Genomic DNA, 17,283 nt, shown 5'->3' on the forward strand with positions numbered 1-17,283 from the left:
CTTCCTGACGTATTGTTGTCATGCGCCGACGCTTCTCGATTCTGTTGCCTGTTTCACTGGTCCTGCTGCTGGCTGCATGTGCCGGCCAGCCGGAGCAGGGCCAAACCCCGGCAGTGCCGAAGGGCTTCGCGTTCAGTCTGCCGGTGGAGCCGCAGGACGTCACTCAGGCCGATCCGGGCGAGCCCACCGAGCAACAGCTGCGTGAACTCGCCGACGAACAGGGCTACGAGCTTCCCGGACTGGCCGAAAGCGTGTTGGAACTTGGATTCAAGCTGGTGGGAACGCCGTACCGCTACGGTGGCAACTCGAGCAAGACCGGCTTCGATTGCAGTGGCTTCGTCGGCTTCCTGTTCCGCAAGGAAGCCGGTATCGAGCTGCCGCGCTCGACTCGCGAAATGATCAATCTGGATGCGCCGAAGATCAAACGCAGCGAGCTTGAGCCCGGTGACGTGGTCTTTTTCAACAACCGCGGTCGTGGTCGTGTCAGCCATGCCGGCATCTACATCGGCGATCAGCAGTTCATCCATTCCGCCAGTCGCCGCAGCGGCGGAGTCCGTGTCGACAGCCTAGACGACGCCTACTGGCGCGCCAGCTTCATGCAGGCCAAGCGCGTGCTGGCGCTGGCCCATGATTCCAGCAGCATTCCCACTCATCACTGACTGCTGAGATAGCCGTGCGCCGGGCTTGCAACCACCCGCGCATGCCGGCAGAGTGATGGCTCATTCGTCTGGACTGCTCTGCCATGCCGCTTCTGGCTCGATATACGATGGTCTTGCTGGCAGCCATGCTGCTGGCCGCCTGTTCCAGCCAGAGGCCTGTCGAGCCGCTGGTTGTCGCGCCTGCGCCAGCGATGCAGCAGTCTCCCGGCACTGCTGAAGATGTTCTGTTCACCGCGTTGGGACTTGTCGGTACGCCGTATCGCTACGGTGGCAACACGCCCGATGGTGGCTTCGATTGCAGCGGTCTGATCAGTTATGTCTACCGAGGCGCAGCGGGTGTCGCGTTGCCGCGCACAACCCGGGCGATGAATGCCATGCAAGGGATGACCGTCGGGCGCGACGCGCTCAAGGCGGGTGATCTGCTGTTCTTTGCCACCAGCGGCGGGCGTCGCGTCAGTCATGCGGCCATCTACGTTGGAGAAGGACGTTTCGTACACGCTCCTTCGACGGGCGGAACGGTACGCCTTGACAGCCTCTCCAACAGTTACTGGAAGAGCAGCTACCTCGGTGCCAAGCGCGTGCTCGACAGTGAGCGCCTCGCTCGAAATCCCTGATCCATCGGCGCCTGGCTGGAGGTCAACATGACTGGTGCAAGGGCATTGAACGAACTTCCCCTGCGATGCTGCTCACTGGCGGGGGTAGCTTCCGGGCGGAGTCGCTAGGATGCCGATCCTGCGCTTGCCGGATCCGCCTGAACGTTGCGAGCTCTGCCAGCGCAGCGCCCCGCTGACGCGTCATCACCTGATTCCCAAAGCACTTCACGGCAAGACCTACGTGCGCAAGCGTTTCGCACGAGAAGAGCGCATTACCGCCACGCTCTGGGTTTGCCGGCCCTGCCATAACCAGATCCATCGCCTTTTCAGCGAAAAGGACCTGGCGCTCACGTTTAACAACCGAGACGCCCTGATGAACGACCCGCGCCTGCGCACCTTTGTCGATTGGTTGTCCAGCAAACCTGCCGGTTTCGTGCCCCGCCACTAGCTCCAGAGCGCCTGCCGCGCGGCAGAATATTTCGAAATAATCCTGGGTTTGACATTAGTCAGGTGTCGGATTGTCGCACTTTGGATATGATCGGCGCCCCAACTTCCTCGGGTGCGCAGACCGCGCACAAACCGTTCCCCTTATGCATCTGGTGTCCCATGCCTGAAATACTTCAGCTAGTGCTGATCGGCCTCGCCGTGGCCGCTCTGCTCGGTGTTGTTCTCGAAGAAATAACCCACGTCAACAAAGCCAAGGTGACGCTGTTTTTCGGCACCCTGGCCTGGATGCTGCTGTTCGTGTTCAGCCCAGAGGGCGCCGAGCGCGAACGGGTGCTGGACAGCCTCAACGAAAACATCGCGGAGATCGCCGGGCTGTGGATCTTCCTCGTCGCCGCGATGACCTTCGTCGCGTACCTGAACAAGAAAGGTCTGATCGAAAACCTGATCTACCTGGTCCTGCCCAGGCGAATCAGCGAGCGGGCCCTGCTGTTCCTGACCGCCACCTTTTGTTTCGTGTTCTCGTCGCTGGCTGACAACATCACCGCGACGCTGGTATCGATCACGCTGATCCTCTCGCTCAAGCTCAGTGCCGAGAAGACCATCAAATACGCCGCGCTGGTGGTTTTTGCAGTGAACTCCGGTGGCGTTGCGCTGATTACCGGTGACGTCACCACGCTGATGATCTTTCTGGCGGGCAAGGTCAAGATCCTGCAGTTGTTGCTGTTGGCGCTCCCGGCCTTCCTCGCGGTCATGCTGCTGGCGGCGATGCTCTCGCTGGGCATGAGCGGGCAGGTAGTAGTGGAGAGTCACCGCACCGACGTGCGTCGGGTCGACATCGCCATCGCGCTGATCTTCCTGGGCACCATTCTGAGCACCATCGCCGGCAATTTCTTTTTCCAGATCCCGCCGGTGCTGACCTTTCTGACGGGCCTGTCGATCATGTTCCTGGTGGCGCGCTTCTTCAGCGACGACATCGAGACCGATCCGATCCTGGAGTATGTGCGTCAGGTCGAGTTCGAGACCTTGCTGTTCTTCCTCGGCATCCTCTTGCTGGTCGGGATGCTCAAGGAGATTCATGTGCTCGACGGTCTGGTGCGCATCTACGACCAGGTCCCGGCAGTTTTCGCCAACTACCTGATGGGCCTGCTCTCGGCGGCCATCGATAACGTGCCGTTGACCGCTGCGTTGCTCAAGTCCGGCCTGCAGATGGGCATCGCCGAATGGATGGTGCTGACCTACGCGGTGGGTGTCGGCGGTTCGCTGCTGGTAATCGGCTCGGCGGCCGGCATCGTGGCCATGAGCAAGGTGCCGGGGCTGACATTTGGCAGCTACCTGAAATACAGCCTGTACCTGTTTGTCGCGTTCAACCTGGGGTTTGTCGGTGTCTATCTCACCGGACTCGCGGTGGCCGGCATGCTTGGCTGATCTCGCCTGGGGTCGCGGCAGGTTGAAGCTCGGCGGTTGGGCAACCTGCTGCGTTCACCAATGCAGATTGAAGTGCGAACCAAGCACGAACTGATTGTCCAGCAGATCCCAGCGCTCGACACAGACCTTCTTGTCGGCGCCAGGGTGCAGCTTGAGGCGATTGAAGGAGTTCGGTGAGGTGCCACGCACCCGTGATGACAGCGTGGTTCCTGCCTGAACCATCCAGATCTCCCGCGACAGTTCGGTGTATTGCTTGGACAGCGGCAGTACGTAGGGCAGATGGATGTGGCCACCCATCACCAGATCCAGTCCTTCGTCAGCCCAGCGGTGCAAGGCTGCATCAGCGTTGTGCTGCAGGTTGCTCAGATCGCTCAACACCATTGCGCCAAATGGTTGATGCGCCACCACGATGCGCACCTTTTGCGGGTCGCTCTGTTTGAGGCGTCGCGAGACGGCTTGAACCTGCTCGTCAGTGATCAGCCCGTCCTTGTGTCGGCGCGGGTGAGTGGTGTTGAGGCCAATCACCAGCACGTTTTCATTTTCGAAGGTCGGCTCAAGATCATTGCCAAAATGGCGCCGATAGTTGCGGTAGGGCATCAGGAAACGTGCAAAGAGGTTGTACAGCGGGATGTCGTGGTTGCCGGGAATCACCAGCGCCTCTGGAATTCCATGACCATGCAGACGCTGGACGAATGCCTGGGCGTCGGCGAATTGCCCGGCGCGCGCGCGCTGCGTGATGTCGCCGGAAAAAATCAGCAGATCCGCGCCGTGCTCGAGTACATGGTCTTCCATGGCTTGTAACACGGCCGCCTGCTCGGTACCGAAATGGGTGTCGGAGATCTGCACGATGCTGGTCATGGGCAAGTGACTTCTCGTCTGTATGGTGAGTGACAGGTTGGCATTGTTGCATTCGAAGCCGATCAGCGCCGGGCGTTCCGGTAAACATCTCATCTCCTCGGCCCTAAGCGCATCCAGGGCTGGCCAGGTGCAGGCTGGAGCTGCTTCCGGTTGCGCTGGGAAGGGCCTTGGACTAACCTCCGCGCTGCTTCAGGTGCCCCTGGCGTAAAGCCAGTGGGTGAAACAGGGAAGCCGGTTCATTCGATGAAGATTCCGGCGCTGCCCCCGCAACGGTAGGCGAGACAGGACACCGCTCACAGCCACTGTGCCACAGGCATGGGAAGGCCGCGGTTCCGGGGTGCATGGCATCCGCTCGCAAGCCCGGAGACCGGCCTGTCGCATTCCACGGCAGTGCGGCGGGCGCTGATCGGGGTGCGGCTGCTTGCACCTGCGCTCCCTTCGCATTCTCCGTCTGCCTCATCGACTGATGTCGTGCGGCGGGCACGACGGAGACCTGAACTTGATCTGCAAGACCTTCCATGCTTCTGCAGTTTGCACGCTGCTTGGCCTCGCGCCGCTTTCCATGACCCATGGCGCAGAGCGCCTCCTCGACCTCGACCCTGAAACCGTCCCAGCGAAGCCTGTCGGTCAGCAGACCGCTACGCTGACGGCCACAACGGTTCTCGACCGAGAGAGCATCGAGCGCTGCCAGACGCTGTCGTTGCCCGGCCTGCTTCGCCCCGTACCCGGCCTGTCCATGGCCGGCGGCGCCTACAAGGACGGTTACGGCACATACGACACGACCATCGGCAGCGCAGGAGTTACCGCCGCGGTACGGGTCGTCAGGCCGGGCGCCTGGAGCGTCCAAGGGGATTGCGCATGAGCGATTCCAGCGAGCGCGATGATCGCCACAAGGCACGCATGCAGCGCAAGAAGACAGTGGTCGACGAGAAGATCGCCGAAGCGCAGCAGGAGTACGGGCTGCTGCTGGTACACACTGGTAACGGCAAGGGCAAGAGCAGTTCTGCCTTCGGCATGGTCGCCCGCGCTCTTGGTCATGGCATCAGGGTCGGCGTCGTACAGTTCATCAAGGGTGCGGCCAGTACTGGTGAGGAGAGCTTTTTTCGCCGCTTTCCCGAGGAGGTCCGCTATCACGTAATGGGCGAGGGCTTCACCTGGGAAACCCAGGACCGCCAGCGCGACATGGCCAAGGCCAGGGAGGCGTGGGCGGTTGCCGCTCAGCTGCTGGCTGACCCCGAGATCGGGCTGGTGGTGCTGGACGAGCTGAACATTGCACTCAAATACGGCTACCTGGACCTCGAGCCCGTTCTCGCCGATATCGAGTCGCGCCCGCTGCTCCAGCATGTGGTGGTCACCGGTCGCGGTGCACCGTCGCGCTTGGTGGAGGCGGCCGATACCGTGACCGAAATGGGTATGGTCAAGCATGCGTTCAAGGCTGGTGTGAAGGCTCAAAAAGGAATCGAGTTCTGATGCAGAAGTTCCCGGCATCTTCGAGGAATCAGGCAGCTTGGGTCATGGGCTGGGCGTGCAGCACAGATAAGAGAATGTGGGTGACGCGGCATTCTCGCAGTACCGCTGCGTTGCAGGCGCCCGAACTCGCCTGCGCTGGAACCAGGGGGGCGTCATGAGCGAATCGCGCCACTGCCCGGCACTACTGATCGCAGCACCGGCATCCGGACAGGGCAAGACCACAGTAACCGCCGGCCTGGCTCGCTTGCACAGGCGCCAGGGCAGGCGAGTGCGCGTCTTCAAGTGCGGCCCGGATTTTCTCGACCCCATGGTGCTGGCCCGTGCCAGCGGTCATCCGGTCTACCAGCTCGACCTGTGGATGGTGGGCGCAGATGAAAGCCGTCGGCTGCTGTGGGAAGCGGCGGGCGAGGCCGACCTCATCCTCATCGAAGGCGTCATGGGGCTGTTCGATGGCACGCCATCGGCGGCCGATCTGGCGCGACATTTCGGTATTCCCGTACTGGCGGTAATCGATGGCTCAGCCATGGCGCAGACCTTCGGCGCCCTCGCTCATGGCCTGGCCAGCTACCAGCCCGATCTTCCCTTCGCCGGCGTGCTGGCCAATCGCGTCGGCAGCAATCGCCACGGTGAGGTCCTTCGTGCATGCCTGCCTGCACATACCACCTGGTTTGGTGCACTGCCACGCAGCGAGGCGGTCGGTTTGCCTAGCCGGCATCTGGGGCTGGTGCAGGCGCAGGAGCTGGCTGACCTGGACGCGAAGCTCGATGCGGCAGCCGACGCGCTGGCAGCGAGTGCCGATTGCGACCTGCCGTCATCGGTGAGTTTTCCAGCGCCGGAAGCCGGAACCATCGAGCCGCTGCTCAAGGGCGTGCGCATCGGAGTGGCGCGGGATGCAGCGTTCGCGTTCGTCTATCAGGCCAATCTCGATCTGCTCCAGGCGCTCGGTGCCGAACTGCTGTTCTTCTCGCCCCTGCGATTCTCGAAATTGCCTGCTGTGGACAGCCTGTACCTGCCGGGTGGTTATCCGGAGTTGCATTCGCGCGCCCTTGGCCGCAACCGCGCGATGGGCGAGGCGATTCATGCTCACCACGCCGCAGGCAAGCCGATTGTCGCCGAGTGTGGCGGCATGCTCTATCTGCTCGACGGGCTGACTGACCAGGCAGGCGACCGTGAAGCCATGCTTGGCCTGCTCTCTGGCGAAGCCAGGATGCAGAAGCGTCTTACCGCGCTGGCGCTGCAGGACGTCGAGCTGCCTGAAGGACGTCTGCGGGGGCATACCTTCCACCACTCCTCCCTTGATTCAACCCTGCAACCGATTGCCCGCGGCCAATGCCCGAACTACAAGCGAACGGCGGAGGCGGTGTACAGGCAGGGAAGGCTGACCGCTTCCTATATCCACTTCTACCTGCCGTCCGATCCCGCGGCAGCGGCTGCCTTGTTCAAGCCATGAGCGAGCATGCCTTTACCGATGAGCAGCGCGCCGGGGTCTATCGCGCCATCGCCGAACGACGTGACATGCGCCACTTCAGTGGCGGCGAGGTGGCGCCGGAGGTTCTGGCGCGCTTGCTGGAAGCGGCACACCAGGGGCCGAGCGTTGGATTGATGCAGCCGTGGCGCTTCATTCGCATTCGCAGCGCGGACCTGCGTCTGGCCATCGCTGAGCTGGTCGAGCGGGAGCGGGTGCTTACGGCCAACGCGCTGGGCGAGCGCGGCCGTGAATTCATGCACCTGAAGGTCGAGGGCATCAGCGATTGCGCCGAACTGTTGGTCGTTGCCCTGATGGATGGTCGTGAAACCCATGTCTTTGGCCGGCGCACCATGCCGCACATGGACCTGGCCTCGGCAGCCTGCGCCATACAGAACCTCTGGCTCGCGGCCCGGGCCGAGGGGCTGGGGATGGGCTGGGTCTCGCTGTTCGACCCGAAGGCACTGGCCGGGTTGCTGCAGATGCCGAGCGGAGCCGAGCCGGTGGCGGTGATCTGCCTCGGGCCGGTCGATGAGTTCTATCCGGCGCCCATGCTCGCGTTGCAAGGCTGGACCCAGCCGCGCCCATTGGAGGAGTTGTTGTTCGAGGATCGCTGGGGAGAGACATCTTGAGTCTTGCCCTGAGCTGCCTTGCCGGGGTTGGGTTGGACGCACTGCTGGGTGAGCCCCGCCGCGCTCATCCACTGGTGGTCTTCGGCAGATTTGCCGACCGGATCGAGCGGCAACTCAACGGCCCGGATGGTCGCGGCTGGCGCAGCCACGGGGTCACCGCCTGGTGCCTGGCGGTGTTGCCGCTGACCTTTGTGGCCTGGTTGCTGAGCCTGCTGCCGGGGATCGGCTGGCTGGTCGAAGTCCTCCTGCTTTACGTCGCGCTGGGCCTGCGCAGCCTGGGCGAGCATCTGGTTCCGGTCGCGCTCGCCCTACGCAAGGGAGACCTCACCGAAGCGCGTCGGCGAGTAGGTTTCATCGTCAGTCGGGACACACGTGAACTGGACGAGCAGGGCGTGGCACGCGCGGCCACCGAATCGGCGCTGGAGAACGGCAGCGATGCAGTTTTCGCCGCGCTGTTCTGGTTCGCCGTTGCCGGTGCGCCAGGGGTGGTCCTGTACCGCCTTAGCAATACACTCGACGCCATGTGGGGCTATCGCAATCCGCGCTTCGAGCGCTTCGGCTGGGCCGCTGCGCGGATGGACGACATGCTCAACTTCATCCCCGCCCGGCTGGTGGCGCTGACCTATGCGGTGCTTGGGCAGACAGGTAGGGCATTGCGCTGCTGGCGAAAGCAGGCGCCGCTCTGGGATAGCCCGAATGCAGGCCCGGTGATGGCGGCGGGAGCCGGCGCGCTAGGCGTATCCCTGGGCGGGCCAGCGATCTATCACGGCCAGCTGCACCAGCGACCCGTGCTGGGAGAGGGCAACGCTCCGGTTGCACGCGATATCGAGCGGGCGCTGGATATGGTCTGGACGGGCGTTGGGCTCTGGCTGCTGGCGTTGCTGTTGGGGGGTTGGCTGCATGCTTGAACATGGCGGGCGGTTGCGGGCAGCGGCACAGGCTTTCGATATTCCCTTGGCGCAATGGCTCGACCTGTCCACCGGTATCGCCCCGTACGGGTTCGACCTGCCGGCAGTCCCGGTGGACGCCTGGAGCCGGCTCCCGGAAGACGAAGACGAGCTGGAGGCTGCTGCGCACGGGTACTACGGCGCGGCTTCCCTGCTGCCGGTAGCCGGCTCGCAGGCGGCGATCCAGATGCTTCCACGGCTGCGACGGCAGCTGCAGGTCGGCATTGTCTCGCCCTGTTACGGCGAGCACGCCCAGGCCTGGCGCCGCGAAGGGCATCGGCTCAGCGAAATCGGTGAAGGCAGCGTGCCGCGAGCGCTGGATGGGCTGGATGTGCTGGTGGTGGTCAACCCGAACAATCCCACCGGACGGCTGTTGGCTCCCGAACTGTTGCTGGACTGGCACGCCCAGCTGGCAAGCCGTGGTGGCTGGCTGGTAGTCGACGAAGCCTTCATGGACTCGACGCCGGAACACAGCCTGGCCCGTCACGCGCACCTGCCAGGGCTGATCGTGCTGCGCTCGTTCGGTAAGTTCTTCGCGATGGCTGGCGCGCGGCTCGGGTTTGTCCTCGCAGAGGCCGAACTGCTTACCGCGCTGGGAGATGCATTGGGGCCCTGGCCGATCGCCGGACCGTCACGCTTCATCGGTACGGTATTGCTCGCCGATAGGCAAGGACAGCACCGCCAGCGCGAGCGTCTTCGCGCCGATGCCCGGCGGCTGGCTCAATTGTTGGCCTCCAGCGGGCTGGCGCCCACCGGTGGCTGCGATCTGTTCCAGTGGGTCGTTACTGACGAATCGGCCCTGCTTCATCAATATCTGGCCTGCCAGGGCATTCTCGTGCGCCGTTTCAACTACCCGCCCAGCCTGCGGTTCGGCATTCCGCCCGTCGAGGCGAGCTGGAGACGGCTGGGGAGCGCCTTGACGAACTATCGAGACCTTCGCACATGAGCACACTGATGGTTCAGGGCACCACGTCGGACGCCGGCAAGAGCACGCTGGTGACCGCACTGTGCCGTTGGCTTCATCGCCAGGGCGTAGCGGTGGCGCCGTTCAAACCGCAGAACATGGCGCTCAACAGTGCGGTGACTGCGGCAGGCGGCGAAATCGGTCGCGCGCAGGCGGTTCAGGCGCAGGCCGCCGGGCTGGCGCCGCACACCGATATGAATCCGGTGCTGCTAAAGCCCAACAGTGATATCGGTGCACAGGTGATCATCCACGGTCGTGCAGTCAGCAACATGAACGCCGTGGCTTACCATGACTACAAGCGCGTGGCGATGGAGGCGGTGTTGGCCTCGCATCAGCGGCTGCGCGAGTCGTATCAGGTGGTAGTCGTCGAGGGTGCCGGCTCGCCCGCGGAAATCAACCTGCGCGCCAACGACATCGCCAACATGGGTTTTGCCGAAGCGGTGGACTGCCCGGTGATCCTGATCGCCGATATCGACAAGGGTGGCGTCTTTGCGCACCTGGTCGGCACCCTGGAACTGCTCAGCCCGAGCGAGCAGGCGCGGGTGCAGGGCTTCGTGATCAACCGATTCCGTGGTGACATCGCACTGCTGCAGCCGGGGCTGGACTGGCTGGAACAGCGTACCGGCAAGCCGGTCCTCGGCGTGTTGCCCTATCTGACGGAGTTCCACCTCGAAGCAGAGGACGCAATCGACGTGCGTCAGTCGGCCAAGGCCGAGCGGACCCTCAAGGTGGTGGTGCCGGCGTTACCGCGGATCAGCAACCATACCGACTTCGACCCGCTGCGCCTGCATCCTCAGGTGGACCTGCGATTCGTCGGCCCCGGCCAGGCAATCCCGGGTGCGGATCTGATCATCCTGCCGGGCTCCAAGAGCGTTCGCGCGGACCTCGCCTGGCTGCGCGAGAACGGTTGGGAGACCGCAATCCAGCGTCATCTGCGCTACGGCGGCAAGCTGCTCGGCATCTGTGGGGGACTGCAAATGCTGGGTGAGCAGATTGCCGACCCCCTCGGGCTGGAGGGCCCGGCTGGGCTGAGCGACGGTCTTGGCCTGCTGGAATTGAGCACCGAGCTGGCGGCGCAAAAGCAGCTGCGTAATGTCAGCGGTCGCCTGCTGATAGGGGATGCTCCGATCAGCGGCTACGAAATCCATGCCGGCGTCAGCTCTGGCGCGGCGCTCGAGCGGGCTGCGGTAGAGCTCGACGATGGCCGCATGGAAGGCGCTATCAGCCCGGATGGACAGGTGCTCGGCACCTATCTTCATGGCCTTTTCGAAACCCCCGACGCCTGCCAGGCGCTCTTGCGCTGGGCCGGGTTGGGCGAGGTGCTGCGTGTCGATTACCACGCGTTGCGCGAACGTGACATCGATCGTCTGGCCGATCTGGTCGAGGCGTACCTGGACACGCCTCGGCTGAAAAGCCTGTGCGGTCTGTAACCTTGGGATGAACACGGCATGATCGAACTGATTCTCGGCGGCGCCCGATCCGGCAAAAGCCGGCTGGCCGAGCGCCTGGCGGGCGAGTCCGGCCTGGCGGTTACCTATATCGCCACCAGCCAGCCGCTGGACGGCGAGATGAGCACGCGCATCGCCGAGCATCGGGCCCGTCGGCCTGCGCAGTGGGCGCTGGTCGAAGAACCGCTGGCACTGGCGGCTGTGCTGCATGAGCACGCCGGCGCCGACCGCTGTCTGCTGGTCGATTGCCTGACCCTGTGGCTCACCAATTTACTGATGCAGGATGACCCTGCTCGGCTGGCGCAGGAGCGCGACGCCTTTCTCGAATGCCTGGACGAACTTCCGGGTCGCATTCTGCTGGTCAGCAATGAAACCGGGATGGGCGTGGTGCCGCTGGGCGAACTCAGCCGTCGTTACGTCGATGAGGCTGGCTGGCTGCACCAGGCTCTGGCCGAGCGCTGCCAGCGGGTGGTGTTCACCGTGGCCGGCTTGCCGATGACTCTGAAAGGAGAACCGCTTTGACCAGGCATTGGTGGCAGGCTCCCTGTCATGGGCTGGATGAGGCCGCGCGTCAGGCAGCCATCCAGCGCGACGCACAACTGACCAAGCCCGGTGGCGCGCTGGGGCGTATCGATGCGCTGGTCCCTGGGCTGGCGGCGATGCGTGGGCAGGAACGGCCAAGCGTCGACCCGGTCTGGATCAGCATCTTCGCAGGCGACCATGGAATTGCGGCGGAGGGCGTCTCGGCCTTTCCGCAGTCGGTGACCGGGCAGATGCTTGCCAACTTCGTCAGCGGCGGGGCGGCGATCAGCGTTCTGGCCCGTCAGCTGAACGCCAGGCTCGAGGTGATCGACCTTGGCACCGCGATGCCGGTCGGTCCATTGCCAGGCGTTCGGCACCTGGCATTGGGCGCAGGTACGGCGAACTTCGCCGAGGGGCCCGCGATGAGCATGGATGTCTGTCTGCAGGCGATGCAGGCCGGACGTGACAGCGCGTTGCGTGCCCATGCCGAGCAATCGGCATTATTCATCGGCGGGGAAATGGGCATCGGCAATACCACAACTGCCGCTGCGCTGGCCTGCGCTTTGCTGGAGTGCGAACCGCACCGCCTGGCTGGCCCTGGCACTGGTCTGGATGTTGCGGGCGTGGCGCATAAGTGCGCCGTGATCGAGCGTGCATTGGTCTTGCACGGTGGTCAGCACGACACCCTCAGCTGGATGCAGCGGCTCGGCGGGTTTGAACTGGCCGCGCTCACTGGCGCTTACCTCGCCTGCGCTCAGCAGGGTATCGCAGTGCTGGTGGATGGATTCATCTGCAGCGTGGCGGCGCTCTGTGCGGTGCGCCTGAATCCCGGTTGCCGCGACTGGCTACTGTTCGCGCACCGGTCGGCGGAGCCCGGACATCTGGCCGTGCTGGAAGCGTTGGATGCAGAGCCGCTGCTGGATCTCGGTCTGCGGCTGGGTGAGGGCAGTGGCGCCGCCCTGGCGGTGCCTCTGCTACGTCTGGCCTGCGCGCTGCACGACGAGATGGCGACCTTCGCCGAAGCGGCTGTCGCGGGACGGGGCGAATGAGCCTGCATCTGGACATGCTGCGTCACGGCGAGACAGTTACCGGCGGTGGTTTTCGTGGACGCCTGGATGATGAGCTGACTGATGTCGGCTGGCAGCAGATGCGCCAGGCGGTGGTGAACGCAGGCCCTTGGGATCGGATCGTCAGCTCCCCCTTGCGCCGTTGCGCCGCCTTTGCGGCCGAACTGGCGGAGCAGCGTGATCTGCCGATGGAGTTGGAGCCGGATCTGCGTGAACTGGACTTCGGCCAATGGGAAGGACGCACCGCGGCCGAGCTGATGGTCGATCAGAGCGAGGCGCTGGGTCGCTTCTGGGAAAACCCGTACAGCTTCACCCCACCGGGTGGCGAGCCGTTGCCCGAGTTCGAAGCGCGCATCCTTACGGCCATCGAACGCCTGACCGACCGTTACGCTGGCGAGCGGATTCTCCTGGTCACTCACGGCGGCGTGATGCGCCTGCTACTGGCTGAGGCACGGGGTTTGCCGCGAGAGCAGCTGCTGCAGGTGGAGGTTGGCCACGGCGCCATGTTCGGGCTGAAGACCGGCTTCACCGACGCCATGCTCTGGCTGGAAGAAGCATGCAGCCATTCCTGATCGCCCTGCAGTTCCTTACCATTCTGCCGGTACGTCTGAGCGGGATGCCGCGGCCTGAGCAGGTTGGGCGGTCGCTGCTTTATTACCCCGTGGTGGGGCTGATCATCGGCGGGCTTTTGTGGTGTGTCGCTCAGATGACTGAAAGCGCGGCAATCCCGCTGCAGGCCGCGCTGCTGCTTGCCGTCTGGGTTGCGCTGACCGGCGGGTTGCATCTCGATGGCCTGGCCGACAGCGCCGATGCCTGGTTGGGCGGGTTCGGTGACCGAGAGCGCACCCTGACCATCATGAAAGACCCGCGCAGCGGGCCGATCGCTGTAGTGGTGCTGGTGCTGGTCCTGTTGCTCAAGTTCGTCGCGCTCTGGACGCTGCTTGCCGAGGGGCAAAGACTGGCGCTGTTGCTGGCGCCGTTGTTGGGGCGTACGGCGTTGATCGGACTGTTTCTGACGACGCCCTATGTCCGCACCGGCGGTCTCGGCCAGGCTCTGGCGGAGCACCTCCCCCGCACGGCGGTTCGCAGGGTTCTGGTTGCAGTAGCCGTTCTGTGTCTCCTGGTTGGCGAGGGCGGTTGGCTGGCGCTGTTGGTAGCTGCCGGAATTAGTGTCCAGGCACGACGGGCGATGTCTCGTCGCATCGGCGGCACCACCGGCGATACGGCCGGTGCCTTGCTGGAACTGACCGAATGCGGCGTCCTGGTTGCACTGGCGCTGCAGCTCTGACTCAGCCGAGCAGCGCGACGGTCTTGATCTGCGCCCATAGCTGCTTGCCAACGCGAACGTCCAGCTGATCAGCCGAGCGACGACTGATACGCGCCAGCAAGGGCGTGCCCTGAGCGCTCAAGCGCACCAGTACGTGAGCGGGCGTGTCGGCGGGGACGACCTGCTCGACGCATGCCGGCAACAGGTTATTGATACTGGTGCCTTCGGCCTTGGCCAGGGCCAGGCTGACATCCCGTGCATGAACGCGAAACCGCAGACCCTGCCCGATGGCTTCGTCGCGCCTGGCCACCAGTACCTCGCCGCCCTGAAACACCAGCCGTGTCAGTTGATAGCTTGTGTCGTGCTCGGCCACCACCGAGTCGATCACCACACCCGCGTCCTCGCCAAACGCGGTGGGCAAATCGAGGCGCGCCAGTGTTTCCCGCAGACCGCCCTGAGCCACCACACGACCATCATCCAGCAGCACCAGATAATCGGCCAACCGTGCCACTTCGTCCGGGGCGTGGCTGACGTACACCACCGGAATTTCCAGCTCATCATGCAGGCGTTCCAGGTAGGGCAGGATTTCCTGTTTGCGCTTGAAATCCAGCGCGGCCAGAGGCTCGTCCAGCAACAGCAGCTGCGGGCTGGTCAGCAGCGCCCGGGCGATCGCAACACGTTGCCGCTCCCCGCCCGATAGGCGTTCAGGCATGCGCTCAAGAAGATGACCGATGCCGAGCAGTTCCACAGCCTGATCCCAGACCACGCGCCTTTCATCGCGCGCGACCCGCTTCATACCGAATTCGAGGTTGCGCTTCACCGACAGGTGAGCAAACAGATTGGCGTCCTGAAACACATAACCGATCGCACGCCGGTGCGGTGGCACCAGCAGACCGCTGACCGAATCCTGCCAGCAATGGCCGTTGATGCTGACCTGTCCGGTCGCGTTGCGCTCGAGCCCGGCGATGCAGCGCAAGCAGCTGGTCTTGCCGGAACCGGAGGGCCCGAACAATGCGCTGACTCCCCGGCCCGGTAGTTCCAGCTGCACATCCAGCGCGAAGCCGGGATGTTCCATCTTCAGGTTGGCCTGGATTCCGCTTGGGTTGCTCGTCATCCGCGCCACCCCTGTTTCAGGCGGCTGCTGTAAAGGGCGAGCAGCACCAGGAACGAAAACAGCAACATGCCGCCCGCCAACAGGTGCGCCTGGGCATATTCCATCGCCTCGACGTGATCGTAGATCTGTACCGAAAGCACCCGTGTCTTCTCAGGAATGTTTCCCCCAATCATCAGCACCACGCCGAACTCGCCCACCGTATGGGCAAAGCCGAGAATGCTGGCCGTGATGAAGCCGGGGCGGGCCAGTGGCAGGACGACCGAAAAGAAACGGTCCAGCGGCCCGGCCCGCAATGTCGCGGCGGCTTCGAGCGGCGCTTCGCCGATAGCCTCGAACGCGTTATGCAGGGGCTGCACGACAAAAGGCATGGAATAAAACACCGATGCGACGACCAGGCCGGCAAAGGTGAAGGGCAATGTGCCCAGCCCAAGGCTCTCGGTAAGTTGGCCGACCGGTCCGTTCGGGCCCATGGCCACCAGCAGGTAGAAGCCCAGCACTGTGGGCGGTAATACCAGCGGCAGCGCCACCACAGCACTGACCGGTCCCTTGAGGCGCGAACGCGTCCGCGCCAACCACCAGGCGATAGGGGTGCCGATCAGCAATAGCAGCACCGTCGTTGTCGCGGCGAGCCTGAGCGTCAGCAGGATTGCCGCCACGCCGATGTCGTCCAGCGGCATCATCTCGATTTCACTCCAGGTTGTAGCCGTAGGCTTTGATCACTTCGGCGGCCTTCTCACCTTTGAGGTAGTCGATCAACGACAGCGCCGCCGGGTTGTCGCTGCCTTTTTGCAGCAACAGGGCATCCTGACGAATCGGCGGATGGTATTGCGCCGGGACTATCCAGCCCGAACCTTGACCGATCACACCCTTGTCCACGACCTGGGAGAGGGCAACGAAGCCGAGCTCAGCGTTGCCGCTGGCCACGAACTGGTGCGCCTGTGCAATGTTCTCGCCTTGCACCAGTCGTTCACGAGCGGACTCGGTGAGGCCAAGCCCCTCCAGTGTCGCCATGGCCGCTGCGCCGTAGGGTGCGGTTTTCGGATTGGCGATGGCGAGATGGCGATAGGGTTGCTCGGTCAGCGTCTTGGCCCCGTCAACGTAACCCGCGCGGGGTGACCACAACACCAGCGTGCCGATGGCGTAAGAGAAGCGGCTCCCCGGAACACCCAGCCCCTCGCGCTCCAGCTTGCTGGGCACCTGTTCGTCTGCTGACAACAAGACGTCGAAGGGTGCGCCGTTGCGGATCTGCGCATACAGCTTTCCACTAGACCCGAAGGCGAGCAGGGCCCTGTGCCCGGTATCCCGCTCGAACCGCTCGGCAATCACCTGCATCGGTTTGGTGAAGTTCGCTGCAACGGCGACCTGCACCTCCGCGGCTTGGCTGACCAGTGGCAGCAGACATGTCAGCAGTAACGCAATCGGGCGAAACGGATTCATGGGCGCTCCTAATCCACGGCAATGATGACGTGCGACGCCTTGATCAGCGCCGTACAGGGTTGTCCAGGCGCCAGGCATAATTCCTCGGCACTCTCATTGGTGATGACTGCGCCCAGTGTGCGGTTACCAGGCAGGAGCAGCTTGACGTCGCAATTCACCGCGCCGGGGTTAAGCCCGCTGATGGTGCCGGTCAGCCGGTTGCGTGCGCTGATCCTCACGGCGGGATCAGGCGACAGCAGCACGAAGCTGGCCTTGATCAGGGCGATGGCGGTCTTTCCGACTTCCAGCTGCAGTTCGTCGATGCTGTCATTGGTCAGCGTCGCGGTGATGGTCTGGCCTTCTCCGATGTCGAGGCTGAGGCTGCCGTTTACCGCGCCCTTATCGACGCGAAGGATGCGGCCACGAAACTGGTTGCGTGCGCTGGTTTTCATGGCGATGGCCCTGAGCAATTTGTCGATGTCCTCGAACCCGTCGATGCCCCTCGCGACCTGCGCAAGAAAGCGTTCGTACTCGTGCTGCATGCGCTGCCAGACATGCAGCATCTCGCGTCCGAATTCCGTCAGCTGGGTGCCGCCACCTTTAGTGCCGCCGGCGGCACGGATGACCAGCGGCCGCTCCGAAAGATTGTTCATCGCATCGACCGCATCCCAGGCGGCCTTGTAACTGAGATTGATGGCCTTGGCTGCGCGGGTGATCGAACCTGTGGCGTCGATTTGCTGGAGCAGTTCGATACGTTTGCCGCCGAGGTAACCCTTTTCGCCACGGTTGAACCAGAGTTGGCCATCGATGCGTAGCGGGCCGAGATCTTGTGGGTCGCTCATCGAGCCTCCGTTGTCAGTGGCGGCGAGTTTGTCAGCGCTATATCCGTTTGTATATAGCGGTTCGGGTCGCAGCCCTGCATGCCAAGGAAAACGTTGCCGACTCACTGCGCCGGGGTTAGCGTGACCGCGACCCTGATCGGAGAAGCA

The 17,283-nt window shown here is 63.8% G+C and carries 20 protein-coding genes and 1 riboswitch; of the genes, 15 read left to right on the plus strand and 5 right to left on the minus strand.

The window, feature by feature from the left end; genetic code table 11:
* Positions 1-20: 20 nt before the first annotated feature.
* The 4 genes from AC4LFW_RS04390 to nhaD all read left to right on the plus strand — a co-directional run bounded on the left by AC4LFW_RS04390 (position 21) and on the right by nhaD (position 3,124).
* On the plus strand, positions 21-659 hold the full coding sequence (locus AC4LFW_RS04390) for a C40 family peptidase (protein ID WP_491818000.1): 639 nt from the start codon (positions 21-23) through the stop codon (positions 657-659).
* A gap of 83 nt (positions 660-742) precedes the next feature.
* Entirely contained in the window at positions 743-1,273 is a 531-nt protein-coding gene (locus tag AC4LFW_RS04395; RefSeq protein WP_491818001.1) for a C40 family peptidase, read from the plus strand.
* Between the two features lie 109 nt (positions 1,274-1,382).
* Positions 1,383-1,700 carry a hypothetical protein gene (locus AC4LFW_RS04400; RefSeq protein WP_491818002.1) on the plus strand — a complete coding sequence of 106 codons (318 nt, stop codon included), beginning with the start codon at positions 1,383-1,385 and terminating at the stop codon, positions 1,698-1,700.
* A 158-nt stretch (positions 1,701-1,858) separates the two neighbouring features.
* Positions 1,859-3,124, plus strand: coding sequence for a sodium:proton antiporter NhaD (gene nhaD / locus AC4LFW_RS04405; protein ID WP_491818003.1), 1,266 nt, complete (start codon positions 1,859-1,861; stop codon positions 3,122-3,124).
* A 54-nt stretch (positions 3,125-3,178) separates the two neighbouring features.
* On the opposite strand, the gene AC4LFW_RS04410 is transcribed toward nhaD, so the two are convergent.
* The gene (locus AC4LFW_RS04410) at positions 3,179-3,982 is read right to left on the minus strand and encodes a metallophosphoesterase family protein (protein ID WP_491818004.1); all 804 of its coding nucleotides are present in this window, start codon (positions 3,980-3,982) and stop codon (positions 3,179-3,181) included.
* A gap of 174 nt (positions 3,983-4,156) precedes the next feature.
* Positions 4,157-4,372: riboswitch (cobalamin riboswitch) on the plus strand.
* A 109-nt stretch (positions 4,373-4,481) separates the two neighbouring features.
* On the opposite strand from AC4LFW_RS04410, the gene AC4LFW_RS04415 reads away from it, so the two are divergent.
* The 11 genes from AC4LFW_RS04415 to AC4LFW_RS04465 all read left to right on the plus strand — a co-directional run bounded on the left by AC4LFW_RS04415 (position 4,482) and on the right by AC4LFW_RS04465 (position 13,785).
* The gene (locus AC4LFW_RS04415) at positions 4,482-4,844 is read left to right on the plus strand and encodes a hypothetical protein (protein WP_491818005.1); all 363 of its coding nucleotides are present in this window, start codon (positions 4,482-4,484) and stop codon (positions 4,842-4,844) included.
* The gene (gene cobO, locus AC4LFW_RS04420) at positions 4,841-5,452 is read left to right on the plus strand and encodes a cob(I)yrinic acid a,c-diamide adenosyltransferase (protein WP_491818006.1); all 612 of its coding nucleotides are present in this window, start codon (positions 4,841-4,843) and stop codon (positions 5,450-5,452) included. The genes AC4LFW_RS04415 and cobO overlap by 4 nt, the downstream gene beginning before the upstream one ends.
* Positions 5,453-5,606: 154 nt before the next feature.
* Positions 5,607-6,902, plus strand: a complete 1,296-nt coding sequence (locus AC4LFW_RS04425) for a cobyrinic acid a,c-diamide synthase CobB (protein ID WP_491818007.1) — start codon at positions 5,607-5,609, stop codon at positions 6,900-6,902.
* Positions 6,899-7,549, plus strand: coding sequence for a 5,6-dimethylbenzimidazole synthase (bluB, locus tag AC4LFW_RS04430; RefSeq protein ID WP_491818008.1), 651 nt, complete (start codon positions 6,899-6,901; stop codon positions 7,547-7,549). Before AC4LFW_RS04425 ends, bluB begins: the two co-directional genes overlap by 4 nt.
* Complete coding sequence (gene cbiB / locus AC4LFW_RS04435; RefSeq protein ID WP_491818009.1) at positions 7,546-8,457, plus strand: adenosylcobinamide-phosphate synthase CbiB; 912 nt, start codon at positions 7,546-7,548, stop codon at positions 8,455-8,457. Before bluB ends, cbiB begins: the two co-directional genes overlap by 4 nt.
* A complete protein-coding gene (gene cobD / locus AC4LFW_RS04440; RefSeq protein WP_491818010.1) occupies positions 8,450-9,442 on the plus strand; it encodes a threonine-phosphate decarboxylase CobD in 993 nt (330 codons plus the stop codon). The genes cbiB and cobD overlap by 8 nt, the downstream gene beginning before the upstream one ends.
* Positions 9,439-10,890, plus strand: coding sequence for a cobyric acid synthase (locus tag AC4LFW_RS04445; RefSeq protein WP_491818011.1), 1,452 nt, complete (start codon positions 9,439-9,441; stop codon positions 10,888-10,890). Before cobD ends, AC4LFW_RS04445 begins: the two co-directional genes overlap by 4 nt.
* An 18-nt stretch (positions 10,891-10,908) precedes the next feature.
* The gene (gene cobU, locus AC4LFW_RS04450; RefSeq protein WP_491818012.1) at positions 10,909-11,430 is read left to right on the plus strand and encodes a bifunctional adenosylcobinamide kinase/adenosylcobinamide-phosphate guanylyltransferase; all 522 of its coding nucleotides are present in this window, start codon (positions 10,909-10,911) and stop codon (positions 11,428-11,430) included.
* Positions 11,427-12,479: a nicotinate-nucleotide--dimethylbenzimidazole phosphoribosyltransferase gene (gene cobT, locus AC4LFW_RS04455; RefSeq protein ID WP_491818013.1), complete on the plus strand. Its 1,053-nt coding sequence runs from the start codon at positions 11,427-11,429 to the stop codon at positions 12,477-12,479. The genes cobU and cobT overlap by 4 nt, the downstream gene beginning before the upstream one ends.
* Positions 12,476-13,069: an alpha-ribazole phosphatase family protein gene (cobC, locus tag AC4LFW_RS04460; RefSeq protein ID WP_491818014.1), complete on the plus strand. Its 594-nt coding sequence runs from the start codon at positions 12,476-12,478 to the stop codon at positions 13,067-13,069. The genes cobT and cobC overlap by 4 nt, the downstream gene beginning before the upstream one ends.
* Positions 13,054-13,785, plus strand: a complete 732-nt coding sequence (locus AC4LFW_RS04465) for an adenosylcobinamide-GDP ribazoletransferase (protein WP_491818015.1) — start codon at positions 13,054-13,056, stop codon at positions 13,783-13,785. The genes cobC and AC4LFW_RS04465 overlap by 16 nt, the downstream gene beginning before the upstream one ends.
* A 1-nt stretch (position 13,786) precedes the next feature.
* On the opposite strand, the gene modC is transcribed toward AC4LFW_RS04465, so the two are convergent.
* The 4 genes from modC to AC4LFW_RS04485 are packed head-to-tail and all read right to left on the minus strand — an operon-like array spanning position 13,787 to position 17,136.
* Positions 13,787-14,878 carry a molybdenum ABC transporter ATP-binding protein gene (modC, locus tag AC4LFW_RS04470; protein ID WP_491818016.1) on the minus strand — a complete coding sequence of 364 codons (1,092 nt, stop codon included), beginning with the start codon at positions 14,876-14,878 and terminating at the stop codon, positions 13,787-13,789.
* Positions 14,875-15,555: a molybdate ABC transporter permease subunit gene (modB, locus tag AC4LFW_RS04475; protein ID WP_491820124.1), complete on the minus strand. Its 681-nt coding sequence runs from the start codon at positions 15,553-15,555 to the stop codon at positions 14,875-14,877. Before modB ends, modC begins: the two co-directional genes overlap by 4 nt.
* Positions 15,556-15,565: 10 nt before the next feature.
* Positions 15,566-16,315 (minus strand): molybdate ABC transporter substrate-binding protein, encoded by a 750-nt coding sequence (gene modA / locus AC4LFW_RS04480; protein ID WP_491818017.1) that lies wholly within the window; start codon positions 16,313-16,315, stop codon positions 15,566-15,568.
* A gap of 8 nt (positions 16,316-16,323) precedes the next feature.
* Positions 16,324-17,136: a TOBE domain-containing protein gene (locus tag AC4LFW_RS04485; protein WP_491818018.1), complete on the minus strand. Its 813-nt coding sequence runs from the start codon at positions 17,134-17,136 to the stop codon at positions 16,324-16,326.
* Between the last annotated feature and the right edge of the window lie 147 nt (positions 17,137-17,283).

This window comes from Stutzerimonas sp. C6.4V, assembly GCF_058536345.1.